The sequence below is a fragment of the Chitinophaga fulva genome, from assembly GCF_012927205.1.
Taxonomy (GTDB): Bacteria; Bacteroidota; Bacteroidia; order Chitinophagales; family Chitinophagaceae; genus Chitinophaga; species Chitinophaga fulva.
Window position 1 is genome coordinate 3,975,007 of sequence record NZ_JABBGC010000001.1, and the last position, 18,310, is coordinate 3,993,316.

Below are 18,310 nucleotides of genomic sequence, written 5' to 3' on the forward strand. Positions count from 1 at the left end.
TATGAAAAGATATTCCTGTTATATATATGCTGCGCTACTGCTCTCCCTGGGAGCATGCAGCCGGCAGCTGGACCTGAAACCGGAAGGTACTATGGTGGAAGCAGACCTGCTGAAAAATAAACAGACCACCGAAAGTTTTCTGGCCGACACTTACCTGCAATTGATGAAAGCCTGTGGCGGTAATGCTTTCCTTTTGGGAGATGTGACCGGCAATGTGGTGAGCAGTTTCGATCAGGCGTTGGTGAAGGGTGCTGTAGAGCCCAGGGATGGTAATTATGACGCCTTATGGTCCACGTATTATACCACCATCAATGAGGCTAACGTAATCATCACACAGCTGCCCAAACATGCTGCCTTTGATGCTGCCACACAGCAACAGTTTATTGCCGAAGCCAAGTTTATCCGCGCTTTCGGACACCTGATGCTGTTGCAGATGTATGGCGACGGCGCCCTGCAGGGAAAGCCTGGCAACATGGGCATCCCATTGATGCTGCAGTCTTTCGACGGGTATGACGGTTCCCAGAACAAAGCCAGGAATACCAACGAGGAAGTATACACGCAGATACTGAAAGACCTGGATGAAGCCATCGCCGCGCTGCCTGATAAAAGGACTGATCCTGTGGCGCAGGCCAGTCGCGCTACCAAAGGCGCCGCAGCGGCACTGGCAGCAAGGGCATGCCTGTACAAACAGGACTATGCCAAAGCGGCTACCTACGCCAATATGGTGCTGACCGCACAGCTTTACAACCTGCAGTCTTCCTTTGTGGCGCTGTGGCCTGATAATTCTACCGGCAATGGGAAATACGCACTCTCTACTGAGATTGTGTTTGCCTTCCCGGAAAGCTGGAATGCTACTGCATATGGTAATCACGGTATTTATTATTCCTACGGCTTCTATAAGCCCCTGCCTGATTTTCTGGCTATCTATGAAGCAAAGGACGAAAGGCTCACAGATTTGTTGACCACTACGAAGCTGATGCGCAAGTTCACCGATCCTAAAATCATGGATAACGTGAATATGGTCCGGCTGCCGGAGGTGATGCTGACCGCAGCAGAAGCCATGGCGCAAACAACCGGCGTGAACCCCACTTCCGTGGACCTGCTCAACAAAGTATACGCCCGCGCCTACACGAAAAATCCGGTGCCGAAGGTATATACCGTGGCAGATTTTGCCAGCAAACAACAGCTGATAGACCGCATTCTGCTGGAACGCAAACGGGAACTGGCTTTCGAAGGCTTCGCCCGGTTCGATGCCATTCGCAGCGGACAACAACCGAATCCGCAGCTGCCGGCCAACCGCTATTGTATGCCGATTCCGCAGCGGGAGATCGATATCACCGGTGGCCTGATCGTACAGAATCCGGGCTATGTACAGTAACGTAAAAGTATAAACGATAAACCATGAAGAAAATCATCACCACCCTTTCAGGGGCCTGCCTGGCACTCGGCTGCCTGGCGCAGTCCGGAAAAGAAATCACCCTACAGGGCGACATCTCCGGAGACCTGAAAGGACACAACAAAATGTATATCTATACCCGTACCTACAAAGACTCTGCGGTCATTGAAAACGGGCATTACACTTTTAAAATTCCTTTCGACGGCCCGGTATTCATGATGATACTGCCGCAATATGTACAGGCGGAACGCCAGATGTATGTGCCTTACGGCGTGCTGATGGACAAACCTGCTACCTATACCGTTACCAGCGATATCACTAAAGGCATGAATGCCTCCACGGTAAAAGGTTCCGAAGCACCGGAGTTGTATGAGGCCTATGGCAGGGAGAAGTCTGCTGCCTGGAAAACCATCAGCACCACGCTGCAAAAGGAATTCGGTAAACCATGGCTACAGGAAAATGACCCGCAGTATGAAGCTTTCCGGAAAAGACAGGAAGAACTGCAAAAGCAGCACCTGCTGCCATTGCTGGAGAAACTGGTGAAAGAACATCCGAATTCTTATGCGTCAGCCTTCAGCCTGAGCGATGCCCGCCAGATGGCTACCGTGGAACAACAGGACCGGCTATACGCTATGTTGTCCAAAGAAATGAAGGCATCGGCGCAGGCAAAGGAATTTCATCAGTTTACCGACGGTATCCGTAATTCCGCTATCGGTAAGCAGGTAAAGGATTTCAACCTGCCGGATCCGCTGGGTAATATGGTCTCCTTCAGCAGCCTGAAAGGTAAATATGTGTTGATCGATTTCTGGGCCAGCTGGTGCTCGCCCTGCCGTAAGTCTTTCCCGCATATGCGTGAAGTATACCAGCAATACAAAGATCAAAACTTTGTTATCTACAGTATCTCTATCGATAAAAGCAAAGCTGACTGGTTAAAGGCTGTAGGGGAGGAGAACAATCCCTGGCTGCAATCCCTGGACAATATCAATATTGCCGGCAGCGGTTTTGCTATTACCGGCGTGCCTACCACCTACCTGATTTCTCCTGAAGGAAAAATTCTGATGAAAGAAATAGGATTTGATGATACTGGTAATGGTAATATTGAAAAAAAGCTGGTCTCCCTCTTTGGTGCTGCCGTGAAAAAAGCAGCAGATAAACCCCAAACAGACGGAAAGGTTATACCGGCTATGCCCATGACACCTATGCAATAGTAATATCACAAACCATCCACATGAGAAAAAATCAACGTTCCTGGTTGTTGGCCCTGCTCGCCGCTACCATCGCACTGCCGGTGGCAGCGCAGACAAAAAAGTACATCACTGTCAGTGGGAAAATAAAATTTCCCCCGTCAAAAGAGCAACAGGAGAAATTTCCTTTCCGGGTACAAAAACAGGATGGAGATGACCGCATTACCATCGATACTATCCGCCTTAAACCGGATGGGTCCTATAGCATCAAAGTAGATGCTACCCGGCCACAGTTCTATATCCTGAACGAATTCGAAGAAGACCGGCTGACCATCTGGGCCAACAAAGACAATCTTCAGATCGATTTCAGAGGAGAAGACACCGCAGCGATGAAGATCAAAAACCCACCGTATGTGTACATCCTCGGCAGCGAAGAAAATAACCTGATCAACCAGGTGAATTTTATTACGTACCGTAATTACCAACAGATGATCCAGAACGGCAAATTGCAATATCAGGCTTCCCTGGCGAAAGACACGGCGTTAGTGCGTGTGATGCAGGACCAATACGACTGGCTGGGTGATGATATGGGCGAGCGGGTAAAGCTGCTCATCAAAATGTACCCCAACACACCGGTGCTGCTGTATGCGCTCGATTACCTGCATCCGCGGAGAGACAAAGCGCTGATCAATACGGAACTGGCTAAACTGGTAAAAAAATACCCCTATCTCGAAGAGGCTAAACGAAAACAAACAGACCTGGTGAAGGCGGAAGAGATTGCCCTTAAAACCGCTATCGGTGCTGCGGCCATGAACTTCACACAGAACAACGTCAGCGGAAAAGCTGTGCAACTGAAAGACTATCGGGGCAAATACGTGCTGCTCGATTTCTGGGCCAGCTGGTGCGGTCCCTGCAGAGCAGAAAACCCCAATGTACTGGACAACTACGAAAAGTACCACAGCAAAGGGCTGGAGATACTGGCCGTATCGCTGGACGATAAAAAAGATGCGTGGGTAAAAGCCATTAAAGATGACGGTCTTACCTGGGAGCATGTCAGCGACCTGAAAGGCTGGAAAAACGAGGTGGCAAAAGAATACAATATCCGTGCGGTACCCAGCAATTTCCTGATCGATAAGGAAGGTAAAATTGTGGCGGTAAACCTGCGCGGGGAAGAACTGACGAAGAAACTGGAAGAGATATTTGGTAAATAGTGTTAAAATAAAACTGTAAAGAAGCGTTATGAAGCGATTGTTATTATTGTTAGGCATCTGCTGGAGCAGCATGTCCATGGCCCAGATGCAGGCGGCTAAAAAGATCATCCCGGATTATACTCACGAGACGCAGATCAAAAGCACGACGGTGAAAATATGGCGTGTGATCCGTGACTTGCCGCAGGTAAAAGAATATTCCAACGGCATGGTGCGTGAGGTGAATGTCCGGACAGATCACGATACAAAGTACCGTGATCTGACCTTTAGTGATGGCCGTAAACGTACGGACGAAATTGAACAGATACATGATCAATACAAGTTCTTTGTGTTTCATGTACAAGACCCTTTGCCCGCAGGCATTAGCAAAGCGATTGTGACCGCGCTGGTAGAATCGATGCCGGACAATGACGATGTGTCCGTCGTACGCTGGAGCATTATCCTGGAAGGTGATAAAGCCGGCCGAAAGCCGCTGGTAGAAAGCCTCTCCGCAGAGATAGCCAATTACGAGACAGGACTGAAGAAGATGCTGGAATAGAAAAGAGAGAAAAGCCGGGTGATGGACCCGGCTTTTTTATTATTCGTTCAGAAAGTCGTCTATCATGGCTACCGCCATTTGTGGTGTGTGGCTGTGGTGTTTGGCTGTCAGCACATCGCCCAGGAATTCTCCATGTTGACCTGGCAATATCACGAGGCGGCCTTTAGGCAGCAACCGGTACATAGCGGTGGCATGTTCCGGCGTTATGGCATCCTGATCGCTGATCAATACGAGTGTAGGTACTTTGATGGAGCGGATCATATCATCGGGCCAGTCTTTAAAAGCCAGCATCCGGCCATTGTCCTGGTTGAACATGGTCTGCAATGCTTTAGGGTCATTGCGGACGGCGAGAAATGCGTCTTTAAAGGGTTGTGGCATATCGCTGAGGTGGGCTTTTTTCATCATGTCCCAAAACATTGGAGGCAGGCCTTCTCTTTTGTAGAAGGAGGAAATGGCTACAATGCGGCGTACCATTTCCGGATGACGGACGCCGATCTGGAGCGCCGTACAGCCGCCGTTGCTAAAGCCCAGGATATCTGCCTGTTGGATGTGCAGTGTTTTTAACAGGGCTGCCACATCATCGGCGTCTTGTTCGAAGGTAGTAGGACCGGGGCGTGCTTCTGTATGCCCGTGCCCTTGCAGCTCAACGGCTATCACCTGGTGATGTTGTGCAAAATCATTGAGCACCTGGCTGAAAGTGCTGCGGATGGTGGAGCCGCCGCCGTGGATCAATACCAGCGGGCTGCCGCTGCCATGTATTTCATAATACATTTTAATACCGTTGACCGTCGCGTAGGCACTGGTCGTATCCGTTTGTACGGCGGTTTGGGGCAAAGGAGTGCCCGTTCCGGGCATGGCGCTGCTGATGGCCATGGCCAGAAAAATACATTTTAGCATATATCTGTTTTTGTGTTGGTTGATTAGCGGGTGCCTGCCGGTTGCAGGTGTGCTTCGAGGATGTCGAGCATCTGTATCCAGCTTGGGTAGGCGCCTGTTCGTTTAGCCAATACCGTGTTGACCGTCTGGTGTAAAGTGAACAGGGTTTTGTCACCCTCCGGCGTGAATGTCACGGTCAGGATGGTTTCATCCGGCCAGTCAGGGTCCATGCCTGCTTCCCGGGAAGTGATGGGGCGTCCGTTGGCATCTGCCACCTGTAGTGTGCAGACGATTTTCTCCGGCTTCGTGATTTCCAGGAAGGTGGTTTTGCACCAGCAGTCCTTATAAGGGCCGTCCGGATTGCGGATGCAGGAGAGGAAGCCGCCGCCGGGGCGGATATCGACATGGGCAAAGTGGACCGTGCAGCCTTTCGGTGCGTACCAATGCTGAAGATGTTCTTCCCTGGTCCATGCTTCAAAAACCAGTTCCTGTGGCGCGTTGATGATACGGGAAATGAACGTATCCTGATTATTGCTGTTTGCCATGTTTTTTATTTTTAGTTTGTAATTGCTGTAAATAATCCTCCATGGAGTCGATGGTGGCGTTCCAGTATTTGTTGCATTCTTCCACCCATGAAGTCACCTCTTTCAGTTTGTCTATTTTCAGTTCGCAGAAACGTTCCCGGCCCTGTTGCCGGATAATGACCAGCCCACATTCAGTCAGTACTTTAATATGCTGGGAGATGGCCGGCCTGCTGGCGTCGAAGTTGTCTGCTATAGCGTTCAGGTTCATCGACTGCCGGGCTATCAGCGAGATGATTTCCCGCCGGGTGGGGTCTGCTATGGCCTGATAGATATCCCTTCGTTTCTCCATTATGTAAGTATTTGCTTACAAATATAGCAAATGTAAGTAAATGCTTACAAAATAATTTTCAGGAGATTTTTTATATCTCCCCAAAATCAAAAAGCGCAAATCAAAAAAATCGGAAGTGATCACTGCTTTTACTATTTTTATCGCATCAATAAATCCTATATACCTATATTATTCCTATGAGCCAATTAGCCCTGTACCATCCGGTAGCGCCCAGTATACATACTGCTATGGAACAAACGGCGCAGCGTACCATCCTTGCCCGGGAAGCGGTTGCCGCGATGAAACGTTACCTTTTTACAGATCAGCTCAACCAGGAACTGGACGGCAATGAAGAAGCCAAAGATGCCATTGCCACGGTGCTGTGCGACTTTGCGCAGGTAGCCTGGAATACGGACCGGGATTTGAACAGTGCCATACAGGCTGTCACCTGGGCGTTGGCGCTGAATATCTCCGTAGAGAAACGCAAACAGGTATGGGTATACGAAAAGCAGATGGCCGATTTGTATAAGCAACATGTGGGCATTGATATCTGTCATTTTTGTGCCGCTGCTCCGCACGACCGCAAGAGCAGTATTTTCCAGCCGTTGTACCAGGAGTATGAGCGGTCGGCCCGGCAGGTGAAGTTTAAAAAGATGAAAGTGGAAGTACCGCGTTGTGAGCGTTGTACCGGATTTCACAGCAAAGAGGAGGGCCGTGTGGGCTTAGTGTTCATAGGCGTATGGGCGGCATTTTTACTGGCGGGTTATTTCATGAAAGCCATGATCGTGATGGGCATCATCGGTGGTGCTGCTGCCTGGTGGATCAGTAAGAAGGCTGGTAAACGGGTACTGAAAGACGATATTGTACGGCCGGCAAATAATGAAGTGCTGGCGTTGCATCCTTCTATTGCGCCTTTTATGGAAGAAGGCTGGGTGCTGGAAGAGCCCACCGCCTGATGTTTTTAACTTATCTTCGCGTAAAATAAAAACAGAAGATGGGACCGTGGTTACATATTTGTCCGCAGTGTGGCGCCAAAAATTATTACAAGGCATGGGACATGTGTCAGCCGGAAGTCCGTTGCCGGGAGTGTGGGTTGGTGAAATCAAATCCGCCGGAAGAAGTGGAGCGTATGCGCAAGGTGCAGGCGGAGAATGTCTGGTACGCGGGTTTCGTGGAACTATTATTCGAGATGGAGGACGAGCTGGGCATCGAATTTAATGGCAAGGAATTTCCGCAGCCCTTTGCTACCTGGCGAACGTTGCTGGAGGCCACGTTGCAATACACCGGCACAGCAGTGACAGAAGCGCAGGTGATAGCAGTAATGGCACGTTGTGCCGGTGTAACGGAAACGATTATACGTGAAAAACTGGATGAACCAATCAATCTATAAAAAATGATATTTTATATAATAGTCAGGAAAACTAATTATAGGTTTATTTTATTTGTTGGCCTGTAATGGTCTGTGGTGGCTTGTTTGAGGGTGGTTTGCTGGTGAAATTTGTTAATCTTGTTACTTTTTTTGAAAAAAAATTTGGAGGAATCAGAATCTTAATTATCTTCGCTTCACTTATCCAAACAGTCTGTTTTTCTAGTTGTCCCAAAGTTGTCCCAAAATATTTGATTAATATTGTACCCCAGAATACTTATACTTATACTGAGATTGGCTATATCCTGAAATATCAATTCCATAGGTTTTCCAAGAAAAATATCCCTTCGCTGCGGTTACTGTTATCAGTATTATCCGTTGGTGTCTGTTGGGAATACAGATTAGATGTATCGAGTGCATGTGATTGTTATGTATGTATGCTTCGTGTGTAAGGAAGTGTAGCGCTTATCCCTGGCCGCACTCTGCTTATTTTCCGTTCTTAAAGATTAGCTTATTATTTTAAATCTGACTTCTTATGAAAGAGAAGATCCTCTCCGTGACTTTGCCTGTCGCGGTCTCGTGGGCCTGTAAGGTCTTCGCGCAGGCATCGCTGACAACGGTTACAGCTGACGCATCCGCAATAGTGGCGGCACCTGTACGATGTTCGCGGACTAATGGTAACATAGGTTTTGGTGACACGGCGCCTTCAGGGACAGCTGGTGTTGTGAAGCCGGCTCCGGATGTTACACGCAGGATTTCCGCTTTCTGGGAACGAAGGATCATAAACGCTGAAATTGTTGATGGAACAGGTGACGGGTAACCGCAAAAAGTAACTGATCGGCAATTCCGGCTTAAAACCAAAAGGTCCTGTACTTCACCTGGGTGCAGGCCTTTGGTATCCCTACCATGCAACCCAAAAATTTTTGAAAGATGTATGCAACCATGCTTATGAAGCGGCTAACCCTGCGCGTGCAGCGGAGATATGAGATAGTCTTTGCCACCGCATTTACCCTTTCCTTTTTGTTACTGCACACGGTGATTGTGCATGCGCAGGGAAACCTGATGATCTATCCGAAACGAGTGGTATTTGATGGTTCCAAAAGAACGCAGGACCTCGGTCTCGCTAATACCGGCGCAGACACGGCTACCTACCAGGTATCTTTCGTCCAGATCAGAATGAAAGAAGACGGTTCTTTCGAAAACATCGAACAACCGGATTCAGGACAAAGCTTCGCAAGCGCTAACCTCCGCATTTTTCCCCGTACCGTTACCATTGCACCCAAAGAATCACAAGCCGTGAAGCTACAGGTCATCAACACTGGTAGCCTACCTCCCGGCGAGTACAGATCTCATGTTTATTTCAGGGCTGTTCCTGCTCCCTTACCTGCCGGTGAAACACCGCCAATGCGACCAAAAGACACCAGTAAGCTGGAAGTCAAACTGGTCCCTGTATTTGGTGTCACTGTACCTGTTATCATCCGTGTGGGCCCCGATTCCACTTCCGTTGTTATCTCTGACATGGACATGGATTTCAAAGACCCGAAACAACCACAGGTGATGTTTGCGCTGAACCGCAGCGGCAATATGTCGGCCTACGGCGATCTGACGATCGACTATATCTCGCCGTCAGGTCAGCGAACGCGTGCCGCGGCGGTGAAAGGAGTGGCGGTATATACACCGCTGCCAAAAAGAAAAGTCAAGATAGATCTCGACAACACGGCTAAGCTCAATTATCATCAGGGCCGGCTCGAAGTCAACTACGAAACGGCTTCCGGCAAACCGGTCACCCTGGCTAAACAGGAAATAGTTCTACGCTGAGATAAACAGACGATTGTTTAACCCCTTAGCAATTACCCGATCATGTGTATGCATTTTATACAGCACCCTGCAGGGTGGGCTGTGACGGGCATCTTATGTCTGCTGCATTGTCTGCCCGCGGTGGCACAGGTAACGCCCACCATCGTTCAGCAACTCAGTTTTGGCACCTTCAGTACTGGTCAAAGTGGCGGCACCATCACCGTCAACGCTGATGGCGCCACTACCACCACCGGAGATGTGATACCCATCGGAAAAGGAACCATAGCTTCGCCGGCAGTGATAGAACTGGACGCGCCCGTTGGCAGCAGGATCGCCATCCTGGAAACCAACTCCCTGCTGAAAGGTAGTAACGGCAACACCATGTTATTGCGGATCAAAGGCTCTGACCCGGTGATGCCCTTCATCACCAAAACACCCCGGACCAGCATCCATATCGGTGGGACATTAACAATCAACAAACCCGGACAAACAGCTTCAGGAAAATACAACGGACAGGTTTTCATCACTTTTTTAGCAGGCGAGTAACCCTGCAAACTATGAGAAACCATGAACCATGAAAAACCTTCACGATATGCTCATGTCCGTTCTGTTCGGCGCGCTCTGCATCGCGTGCGCCATCACCGGAACTACGGGCAGATGCAAAGCACAAAGCCCCGGCTCAGATGAAGAACTGGTAGTGACTGTGTGGATGCAGGAATTGGGAAACGCTGAGATATCCACCATTATCCGTAACCAGGATGTTTACCTGTCGGTGAGTGACCTGTTCGATTTCCTGCAAGTTAAAAATACCTTGTCCCCCCAGGCTGATACCCTGTCAGGATTTATCATCGGCCCGGACGACAAGTACATCATAGATAAATCGACACATACCATTACATACAATAAAAAAACATTCACCATGGACGCTCAAAAACTTATCTGCACGCCTGCGGGATTCTATCTCCGCTCCGCCAGCTGGGCTGATGTGTTCGGGGTGAACTGTGTTTTCCACTTCCGCGATCTGTATGTAGCGGTGACGACTAAACGGGAGCTACCGATTGTCCGTGAAATGAAACAACAAAAGCTTCGTGATAATATTAACCGGTTGAAAGGAGAGGAGAAAGCGGATACTATTATCCGTAGAAAAGCCAGTGCTTTCAGCATCAATGCTGCCGACTGGTCAATGATGACCACCAGGCAGCGGGAGGCCACCAACGTGAACCTCAACCTCTCGCTCGGCGGACAAATGGCCGGTGGCGAAACCAACCTGCAAATGAATTATATAGATGGAAATTTTGACATACGCAATCAGCAATTCATGTGGCATTATGTGAACAATGAACATCCATTGTTACGGCAGGTTACCGTAGGCAAAATCAATAACATGGCGATCGCCTCTGTATTGTATCCTTTGGCAGGTGTGCAGTTTACCAATGCACCCACGACCAACAGGACTGCCTTCGGTACCTACCGGTTGACCGACATCACTACACCTGGCTGGAAAGTAGAACTGTACATCAATCATGAACTGGTGGACTACCAGCAGGCAGATGCTTCCGGTTTCTTTGCCTTCAACGTACCCATTATTTATGGCAACACTACCGTTACCCTTCGTTTCTATGGCCCCTTTGGTGAGGTACGCACCGAACAGCGGGAAATTATGGTGCCGTTCAATTTCCTGCCTGCCGGCGAAATGGAATATACGCTGACAAGTGGTATCATCCTCGACGGACAAAACAGCCGTTACGCTATGGGCGCCGTTCATTACGGTATCACCAAACGTATCACTGTGGGCGCCGGCACAGAATATCTTTCATCCATTCCCGGCGGGAAACCCATTCCTTTCGTGCACGCCGCCTGGCGGTTGACCGACAAACTGATCTTCAGCGGTGAATATGCTTATGACGTGAGAAGCAAAGCCTCCCTTTTCTGGCGGTTGCCTTTTGAAATGGAAGTAGAAGCGCAGTACCTGCGTTACAAACGCGGCCAGCAAGCGGTGAAATATAATTACCAGGAAGAACGCAAGGTGTCAGTCATGCTGCCTATACGAAAACCCAATTTTTCCCTGTTTTCCCGGTTGACGGTAGATCAGATCACCATGCCGCCGGCAGAACAGACCCCCGTGATAGAAAAAAATCCGACGGCGCCTTCTATCCCGCTGGTGAAATACACCACGGTAGAGTGGATCACCTCCGGTACCATAGGCCGCGTGAATACGAATGTCACCACGTTCTGTAATTTCAGGGAAGATGCGCCGCCAGTGGCTTACAGCACCTTATCACAAACGTACCGGCTCTTCTCCAATATGTTTGTCATGCCCCGGGTGCAATATTCCTATGACAGTCACCAGTTTTCCAACGCCCGCGTGGAGCTGGAGCGCAACATCAGGGAACGCACCTATGTAAGACTATCTTTCGAAAGGGATTTTATCTACCAGCAGTTTATCGGTGGCATTACCCTTCGTTATGATTTTAAGTTCGCTAAAGCGGGAATGAGTGCGATGATAGCAGGCCGCAATTCATCGATCACCGCTTCAGCAGGCGGCAGCCTGCTCTACGACCGGGAAAGTCACTACCTGATGACCAGCAACCTGGGTAGTGTGGGACGTGCGCAACTGACGGTACTGGCTTTCCTCGACATCAACGGCAATGGTAAAAGAGATGCCGGTGAACCCAAGCTGGACGGGCTTTCTATACAGATCAACGGAGGATTGTCCGTATTCGACCAACAGGATACCCTTTACCGTGTCTTTAACCTGGAACCTTACCGTAAATACCTGATACGCTTAAATCCTGATGGTCTCAGCTCCGTAGCGTGGCAGCTGAAACATACCGCCATCGGGGTTACCGCGCTGCCCAATCAGTTTAAACCGGTTGAAATACCTGTGACCGTTTCCGGTGAAGTAGCCGGTATGGTCAGGAATACCCAAAAACAAGGCATGTCCCGTATCCGGATAAATGTACTGGATACCGACTGTCACACAGTTGCCTCCGTGCTCACGGAACCCGACGGTTATTTCAGCTACCTTGGCCTTCGTCCGGGTACCTATACCCTAAGCCTGGACGCGGCGCAGCTGCAGCGCCTGCATATGACAGCCCAACCCGCTGAAATAACCGTTACCATTAAACGAAATCCGGATGGCGATGTCGTTGACGGACTGACGTTCAAACTTATTTCGATTCTATCCTCTAACCCTCCCAAATAGTTAATTGAATTGACCCCAAAACGTTTTTATTAATCACTTATTTATTAATCACTTATTTATTTTTCATTTTTTAAAACCCAAATTTTATGAAAAAGGTGTTATCATTAATGGTTATCATTTCAGCTATCTTCGCCGGCAAAGCAGTTGCCCAAACATCAGCTACCGCAACAGCCAATGCATCTGCTACTGTCATCACTCCCATCGCCATTGTAAAAACCCTGGACCTGAACTTCGGTATTCTGGCTTCATCTCCGATACCTGGTACGCTGAAACTCAGCCCAGCCGGTGTTCGTACCACAACAGGCGGTGTTTCCACCCTGTCTACTACTGGTACTGTTACCCCCGCCATCTTTTCCGTGACAGGCGAAAGTGGTTTTACTTACGCCATCACACTGCCGCTGATCCCTGTAGTATTGAATCATACTACACTTCCAGGTGCATTCATGCTGGCAGCTGCCTTCACCAGCTCACCTTCCGTGATCACTGGTGGTGTATTAACTGGCGGTTCTCAGGCACTGAACGTAGGAGCTACTTTGTTTGTAGGTCCTAATCAGCCTTCTGGCCTGTACACTACAAATATTCCGTTCCCGGTTACTGTGAACTATAACTAAGCAATTGTTGCGGTTGCTAGAACAAGGGGTTGTCCTGCATACAGGGCAGCCTCTTTATTTTTATTGCTATTTTAGATCTGTGCTTTGCGCAGTCAGCTTTTGGGGAGAAGAAAATGTCCGCTGTAACTGTAAAACTTCTTCCAGATGGGGGAGGCTCCCGGGCGCTACTCCGGGAAGTCATCTATATCATTATTGCATGGCTGTCACTTCCGGCAATTGTTTGCTCAGATAGCCGATAAAGGTCCAGATTTCCGCTACTTCATTGATGGGTACTTCAAAGTCGGCGTATTCCTCGTTGATGGAACGCAGCAGCAGTGTGCCGTTTTGTTTGATGCGGCTGTTAACCAGTTTGAAGATAATATCTTCTTCTCCGCCTTTCAGTACCAGTACGCAGGCCGTATTGTCTTTCAGATGTGACCAGTCTTCCAGGTACTGGGCGATGATATGGCTGCCATCGGGGATGGGATGCATGGAATCGCCGGAGATAGGGAACATGCGGATGGTTTTGCCGCGAGGCAGTTCAGGCAGGGAGAACTTCGGCAGGCCGGCGATGAACTCCGGATCTGCATGGCCGCTGCGATAGCCCGCCCTGGCGCGTGCCGGTACGTACTCCATATTTTCTTCATTATCCTGATCTACCGTGATCGGCAGAATGCGTATATGCCTGCCCGTTAAATCCACCGTGTTGCCGGCTTCCAGCTCCAGCAGTTGTTCTTCTGTGGCTTGTTGCAGATCATTTTTAATAAACGTGTCCAGATCTACCCGGAAAAAATCAGAGATCAGTACCAGGTCTTCCAGCCGCGGATTCCGTGTTTTGCCGCTTTCCTGCGCTGTAATTTTGTTTCTGTTGATACCCAGCAGATCGGCCAGATGCTGCTGTGAGAGCTTTTTCCGCGTGCGTAATATCCTCAGGTTCTCTCCCCAGAAAGTCGGCTTCTTCATCATGTCCCGATTATATTTAAAATAAACTATATTTATAACAAATGAAGACAAATGTAGTCAATTACGAATTACAAATGACGAATTACGAATGGAGAAGTCGTTTTTGGAAAGGTTACCTAGTAATTTCCCGATAAAGAACCCTGAATTCGTAATTCGTCATTCGTAATTGATCATCGGTGGTATCCTTTGCTGTACAGTTCCGCGGCGGTATAAGCTGCATAAGGGGCTTCCTGCAGGGGATAGTCCCAGCAACCCATGCGATGGAACAGCTCTCCGCCGAAACCATTTTTGAATTTGTACAGGCCGTATAACGGATGCTGTGGATCAGGGGTAGGGGACACGCCGAAAAAATCATACTCCGTACAGCCTTTACGTTTAGCCCGCCGCATGGCTTCCCATTGCAGCATATAGGTGCCCATGTAGTTCCGGTGCGTATCAGCGGAGGCACCATAAAGATAAGTGCCACGGTGGCCCGCCACCACGAGGAACATGGCCGCCAGCGGAATACCGTCAGCCTCGGCCAGCAACATCTCCACATCGGCAGGAGAGGTGCTGTTATTGGCCCGGGCGGTGAGGACGGTCCTGAAGTAGCCGATATCTTCCTGCACAATGCCATTGCGTGCGCACGTTTGTGCGTAGAGGTTATACCATGTATCGATGTTCTCCAGCCCGGCGGCTTTTACCTGCACGCCTTTACGCCCAGCCAGCTGAATGTTGTACCGGGTCTTGGTTTTCATTCGATCGAGCAACAGCTGGTCATCTTTCTTCAAATCCATAAAAATAGTGTTGGAAGGCAGGATGTCTGTGTTGGACTTCTTCAGTGCCCGGCTGCGGGTGCTGTAGTTGAAACGCAGCTCCTGCATTTGTTTGGCCGGAGGGCCCAGCCAGCTGCCGTTTTCATCGAAGTATTGTGCTTCACCTGACCAGTGCGACTGCCACGCCAGGTCGTAACGTATCATAATACATTGCGCTGGCAGGAGAGGCCGCAGGCACTCCGACAGTTCTTCGAGGAAAACACCCTGACAGTCAGTGTCCGGCTCTATCTCCGGTCCGTAGGGCACATACGCGATATAGTGCTCGTCGCTGATCTGCCGCAGGATCACCAGCACGTCACTCTCCACATAACTGTGTTCCGCAGCACCGGCAAACAATGCCTGCTGCTGTACTTTAAAATCAAAGGCGCAGGTTGTCCAGCCCTGGCGGCTTTTCACCTCCGACCAGTAGGCGGTCTGCTGTAGAATAGCTGTCTTGTTTACCTGCCTGATCTCTTTTTTGCAAATGTCAATATACATGATGCATCACGGTTGGATGTAAAAAAAGAAACCGCTTCACTTCCTGCCGGAAATGAAACGAATAAAAAATAACGCTATAAGTACGGGGTCCCCGGTATACGGCCGTTAGATCAACAGCCCGGGGTTTGTATATGGAAGTCCTTGAAATTGGAAATGAAATACAGCTTTTTACAGAAGCAACCGAAGGAGATAGCAGCAGCTATTTCCGCTACAGAAGCGGAAAGCGTGCGGTGTTGCTTTGTGTTGTATGATAAAAACTGTAACATGACGGAGGCAAAGATACGGAAATTCCCGGGGCATACATCGAGGATCCCAGGGCTGAAGCCCTGGGCTACAATTGTTATTCAGGCTGTTTCGCAGTCTTGCTCTCACAATTATTGGCATTAGCATTGGTCTTAATCCACATCGTTGTTCGTAATCGGTATTGCGGGCTTCAGTTCATATCGTCCTGTCGCAGTGATTCCGTAACCTCGTTTCCGCACTTACCAACATCAACCCTATATCATCACTTAGCACCCCAACCCCTGAATGGATTTGAACAACATCATAGCCCAGGGCTTCAGCCCTGGGATCATATGTATTATGCAAACAAAAGGGATCGATATCATCATACCGATCCCTTTTGTTTGCATAATATATCTAATCTTCCAGCGCCTGATACACGGCTACTTTAAACTCATCGCCAATGCTCCAGTAAGGTGATAAATACTCTTGTGTAAAGATGATGCCAATCAGGTCCTGTTTCGGGTCGGCCCAGTAGTGGGTGTTAAAAGCGCCGCCCCAGCTGAAGGTGCCAATGCTGTAAGGCATCAGGTGATCATTGGCTTTTGTCTCCACTGCGAAGCCAAGGCTGAAGCGGAAAGGCTCCGGTTGTGCAGGCAGGGGAGAAGGACGCACGCCTTTGTCCAGCTGGTTGGTCAGCATGAGGGCTACTGTAGCGGGACTGATAATAGTTTTGCTGATGTTGTCGTTTTTGTTGATGTACTTTCCGTTTTGCAGGAAGAGCGTCAGGAATTTGGCATAATCAGCGGCGGTGGACACCAGGCCGGCGCCGCCGGAGAGGTAAGTGCCCTCATGGTTGGGAAACAGCGGGTCTACGCCTTCATAGATAGGATGATTGACCGGCTGCATTTTCCCATCTGCTTCTTCGTAGAGGGTGACTAATTTCTTTTGTTTGTCTGCCGGCAGATGGAAATACGTGTCCTGCATGTCCAGCGGCGTAAATACGCGCTGTTGCAGGAATACGTCCAACCGTTGCCCGCTCCATAATTCTATGAGATAACCCAATACGTCGGTGTTGAGGCCGTAGGTAAAGGCTTGTCCGGGATCATGCATCAGTGGCTGCTGCGCGAGCAGGGCGATTTTAGTTTTCAGGTCAGAAGCCATGGTGCCGATGCCGCTGGGCACACCTGCTTTGGCATAGATAGCCTGCATCTGCGGATCACTGAACACGGCAGCGTAAGCGATACCGGAGGTGTGACGGAGCAGGTCACGCACCGTGATTTCGCGTGTAGCCGGCCGCGTGGTATAGCTGCTGTCTTTTGGATTAAAGAAAACCTTTACCCGCGGGTTTTTGAAGGCCGGGATGAATTTAGATACCGGATCATCCAGCTGGAACTTGCCTTCTTCCCAGAGTATCATCGCACCCAGACTGGTAATGGCCTTGGTTTGTGAAGCGATGCGGAAGATGTTGTCTGTCTGCATGGTTCTGCGGGACGCCACATCGGCATAACCGAAAGCTTTATTGTAAACAACCTGCCCGTGGCGGATAATCAGGGCGGTGGCGCCGGGAATATGTCCGGCTGCTATATGGCGATTGATCACGTCGTCAATGCGGGAAGTTCTTTGGGCGTCCAGTCCTGGCTGGGCATAGGCTGTAAGGGCCATTGCCAGCGCGGCAATGACAGTAAGTATACTTTTCATGATGGTTCGTTTGTTATTTTTTGTCTTTGGTATTGCAAAGATGGGGTCGTTTGATGTATAAATAAAATAGTATAAATTATATCAGTCTATAAATAAATTTATAATTTAGAGGCATGATAAATTTTGAATGGTTCCGCACTTTTAAGGCTATTTATCAGACAGGCACGCTTACCGGCGCTGCACAGGAATTACTGATATCACAGCCTAACGTAAGCCAGCACCTGGCTGGGCTGGAGGCTTATATCTGTCATCCTTTGTTTGAAAGACAGCCGCGCCGCATGGTGCCCACTGATTATGGCAAACTGCTGTATACGGAAGTCATTGATGCGGTAGAGAAACTGGAAAAAGTGGAGCTGGACTTCCGCAATACCAGTGCGTGGGAGGTGCCGCTTACCTGTGTGGGGGCGTCGAAAGAATTTTTTCAGGCAGTCATAGCACCGCGTATCAGTCAGTCGGACGCGAATTTCATTTTCGAATTTGGCGACCCTAAAGCCTTGCTGGAAAAGGTGATCAGAAAGGATATGTATTTTACGCTGACGACCGTCTGCGGCCAGGAGAAAAACATCGTATATGACCCGGTGCTGGAAGAGCGGTTTGTATTGGTGGGCAACGCCGGACTGGATGATACTGCCTTCCGGAAGGCGGTCCGGAAAAAAGACAACGCAGCGGCGGAAGCCTGGCTATACGACCAAACCTGGTATGCCTACAGCAGTGATATCCCACCTGTACGCCGTTTCTGGCAGGAGAATTTCCATAAGCGCCCGCAGATAAAGCCCCGTTTTGTGATACCAGACTACGACGCTATCCTGAAAGCGCTGGCGGCCGGCACCGGTGTCGCCATCGTGTCGGACTATCTCGTGAAAGACTATCTGCGCAGAAAAGAACTGAAACAGCTCTGGACAGACGCTGAAACATCCTCTCAGACCATTTACCTGGCCTATGATAAAACATGCGTTACTACCCGGCAACTACAGCAGGTAAAAGCCTTGTTGCATTTGTAGGTCCTATTGGTTATTATTGTTCTGCAAAATAGAAGCAGCGTCCGTATGTCCAGCGTTAGTGAATGGCAAACGAGCATTTCCCGTTATGATGATAAGAGGTCTTCGCCTATTTGTTCCGG

General features: G+C 49.4%; 18 protein-coding genes. 11 read left to right on the top strand and 7 right to left on the bottom strand.

From position 1 onward, the window contains the following. The first annotated feature begins 1 nt into the window (after position 1). Genes HHL17_RS16175 through HHL17_RS16190 form a run of 4 tightly spaced genes read left to right on the top strand, consistent with a single transcriptional unit; the run spans position 2 to position 4,326 of the window. Entirely contained in the window at positions 2–1,378 is a 1,377-nt protein-coding gene (locus HHL17_RS16175) for a RagB/SusD family nutrient uptake outer membrane protein (RefSeq protein ID WP_169225719.1), read from the top strand. A 23-nt stretch (positions 1,379–1,401) separates the two neighbouring features. After that, positions 1,402–2,604: a TlpA disulfide reductase family protein gene (locus HHL17_RS16180; protein ID WP_169225720.1), complete on the top strand. Its 1,203-nt coding sequence runs from the start codon at positions 1,402–1,404 to the stop codon at positions 2,602–2,604. A gap of 20 nt (positions 2,605–2,624) precedes the next feature. After that, the gene (locus HHL17_RS16185; protein ID WP_240975400.1) at positions 2,625–3,791 is read left to right on the top strand and encodes a peroxiredoxin family protein; all 1,167 of its coding nucleotides are present in this window, start codon (positions 2,625–2,627) and stop codon (positions 3,789–3,791) included. Positions 3,792–3,819: 28 nt separating this feature from the next. After that, the gene (locus HHL17_RS16190) at positions 3,820–4,326 is read left to right on the top strand and encodes an SRPBCC family protein (protein ID WP_169225721.1); all 507 of its coding nucleotides are present in this window, start codon (positions 3,820–3,822) and stop codon (positions 4,324–4,326) included. A gap of 39 nt (positions 4,327–4,365) precedes the next feature. Here HHL17_RS16190 and HHL17_RS16195 read toward each other — a convergent pair whose 3' ends face one another. From HHL17_RS16195 to HHL17_RS16205, 3 genes are read right to left on the bottom strand one after another with little or no spacing between them, the layout of a single operon-like run. Beyond that, a complete protein-coding gene (locus tag HHL17_RS16195) occupies positions 4,366–5,223 on the bottom strand; it encodes an alpha/beta fold hydrolase (RefSeq protein WP_169225722.1) in 858 nt (285 codons plus the stop codon). A 23-nt stretch (positions 5,224–5,246) separates the two neighbouring features. Then, positions 5,247–5,747 (bottom strand): SRPBCC family protein, encoded by a 501-nt coding sequence (locus tag HHL17_RS16200; RefSeq protein ID WP_169225723.1) that lies wholly within the window; start codon positions 5,745–5,747, stop codon positions 5,247–5,249. Beyond that, on the bottom strand, positions 5,731–6,075 hold the full coding sequence (locus HHL17_RS16205; RefSeq protein WP_169225724.1) for an ArsR/SmtB family transcription factor: 345 nt from the start codon (positions 6,073–6,075) through the stop codon (positions 5,731–5,733). The genes HHL17_RS16200 and HHL17_RS16205 overlap by 17 nt, the downstream gene beginning before the upstream one ends. 176 nt (positions 6,076–6,251) lie before the next feature. On the opposite strand from HHL17_RS16205, the gene HHL17_RS16210 reads away from it, so the two are divergent. After that, a complete protein-coding gene (locus tag HHL17_RS16210; protein ID WP_169225725.1) occupies positions 6,252–7,010 on the top strand; it encodes a hypothetical protein in 759 nt (252 codons plus the stop codon). A gap of 38 nt (positions 7,011–7,048) precedes the next feature. Then, positions 7,049–7,444, top strand: a complete 396-nt coding sequence (locus HHL17_RS16215; protein WP_169225726.1) for a hypothetical protein — start codon at positions 7,049–7,051, stop codon at positions 7,442–7,444. A 495-nt stretch (positions 7,445–7,939) separates the two neighbouring features. Here HHL17_RS16215 and HHL17_RS16220 read toward each other — a convergent pair whose 3' ends face one another. Next, on the bottom strand, positions 7,940–8,203 hold the full coding sequence (locus HHL17_RS16220) for a hypothetical protein (protein WP_169225727.1): 264 nt from the start codon (positions 8,201–8,203) through the stop codon (positions 7,940–7,942). A 147-nt stretch (positions 8,204–8,350) separates the two neighbouring features. Between HHL17_RS16220 and HHL17_RS16225 the strand changes: the two genes are divergently transcribed. The 4 genes from HHL17_RS16225 (at position 8,351) to HHL17_RS16240 (ending at position 13,033) form a co-directional block, all read left to right on the top strand. Further along, positions 8,351–9,238 (top strand): fimbrial biogenesis chaperone, encoded by an 888-nt coding sequence (locus tag HHL17_RS16225; protein ID WP_206156001.1) that lies wholly within the window; start codon positions 8,351–8,353, stop codon positions 9,236–9,238. A gap of 48 nt (positions 9,239–9,286) precedes the next feature. Continuing rightward, on the top strand, positions 9,287–9,763 hold the full coding sequence (locus HHL17_RS16230; RefSeq protein WP_169225729.1) for a DUF4402 domain-containing protein: 477 nt from the start codon (positions 9,287–9,289) through the stop codon (positions 9,761–9,763). Positions 9,764–9,791: 28 nt separating this feature from the next. Then, entirely contained in the window at positions 9,792–12,422 is a 2,631-nt protein-coding gene (locus HHL17_RS16235) for a carboxypeptidase-like regulatory domain-containing protein (RefSeq protein ID WP_169225730.1), read from the top strand. An 86-nt stretch (positions 12,423–12,508) separates the two neighbouring features. Next, complete coding sequence (locus HHL17_RS16240; RefSeq protein WP_169225731.1) at positions 12,509–13,033, top strand: DUF4402 domain-containing protein; 525 nt, start codon at positions 12,509–12,511, stop codon at positions 13,031–13,033. Positions 13,034–13,222: 189 nt separating this feature from the next. Here the strand turns inward: HHL17_RS16240 and HHL17_RS16245 are convergent, their stop codons facing one another. From HHL17_RS16245 to HHL17_RS16255, 3 genes are all read right to left on the bottom strand, one after another. Further along, complete coding sequence (locus tag HHL17_RS16245) at positions 13,223–13,978, bottom strand: XRE family transcriptional regulator (RefSeq protein ID WP_169225732.1); 756 nt, start codon at positions 13,976–13,978, stop codon at positions 13,223–13,225. 167 nt (positions 13,979–14,145) lie between these two features. Continuing rightward, positions 14,146–15,267: a lipid II:glycine glycyltransferase FemX gene (locus HHL17_RS16250; protein ID WP_169225733.1), complete on the bottom strand. Its 1,122-nt coding sequence runs from the start codon at positions 15,265–15,267 to the stop codon at positions 14,146–14,148. Between the two features lie 639 nt (positions 15,268–15,906). Further along, a complete protein-coding gene (locus HHL17_RS16255; protein ID WP_169225734.1) occupies positions 15,907–17,190 on the bottom strand; it encodes a serine hydrolase domain-containing protein in 1,284 nt (427 codons plus the stop codon). Positions 17,191–17,303: 113 nt separating this feature from the next. On the opposite strand from HHL17_RS16255, the gene HHL17_RS16260 reads away from it, so the two are divergent. Further along, positions 17,304–18,191: a LysR family transcriptional regulator gene (locus HHL17_RS16260; protein WP_169225735.1), complete on the top strand. Its 888-nt coding sequence runs from the start codon at positions 17,304–17,306 to the stop codon at positions 18,189–18,191. Positions 18,192–18,310: the final 119 nt, after the last annotated feature.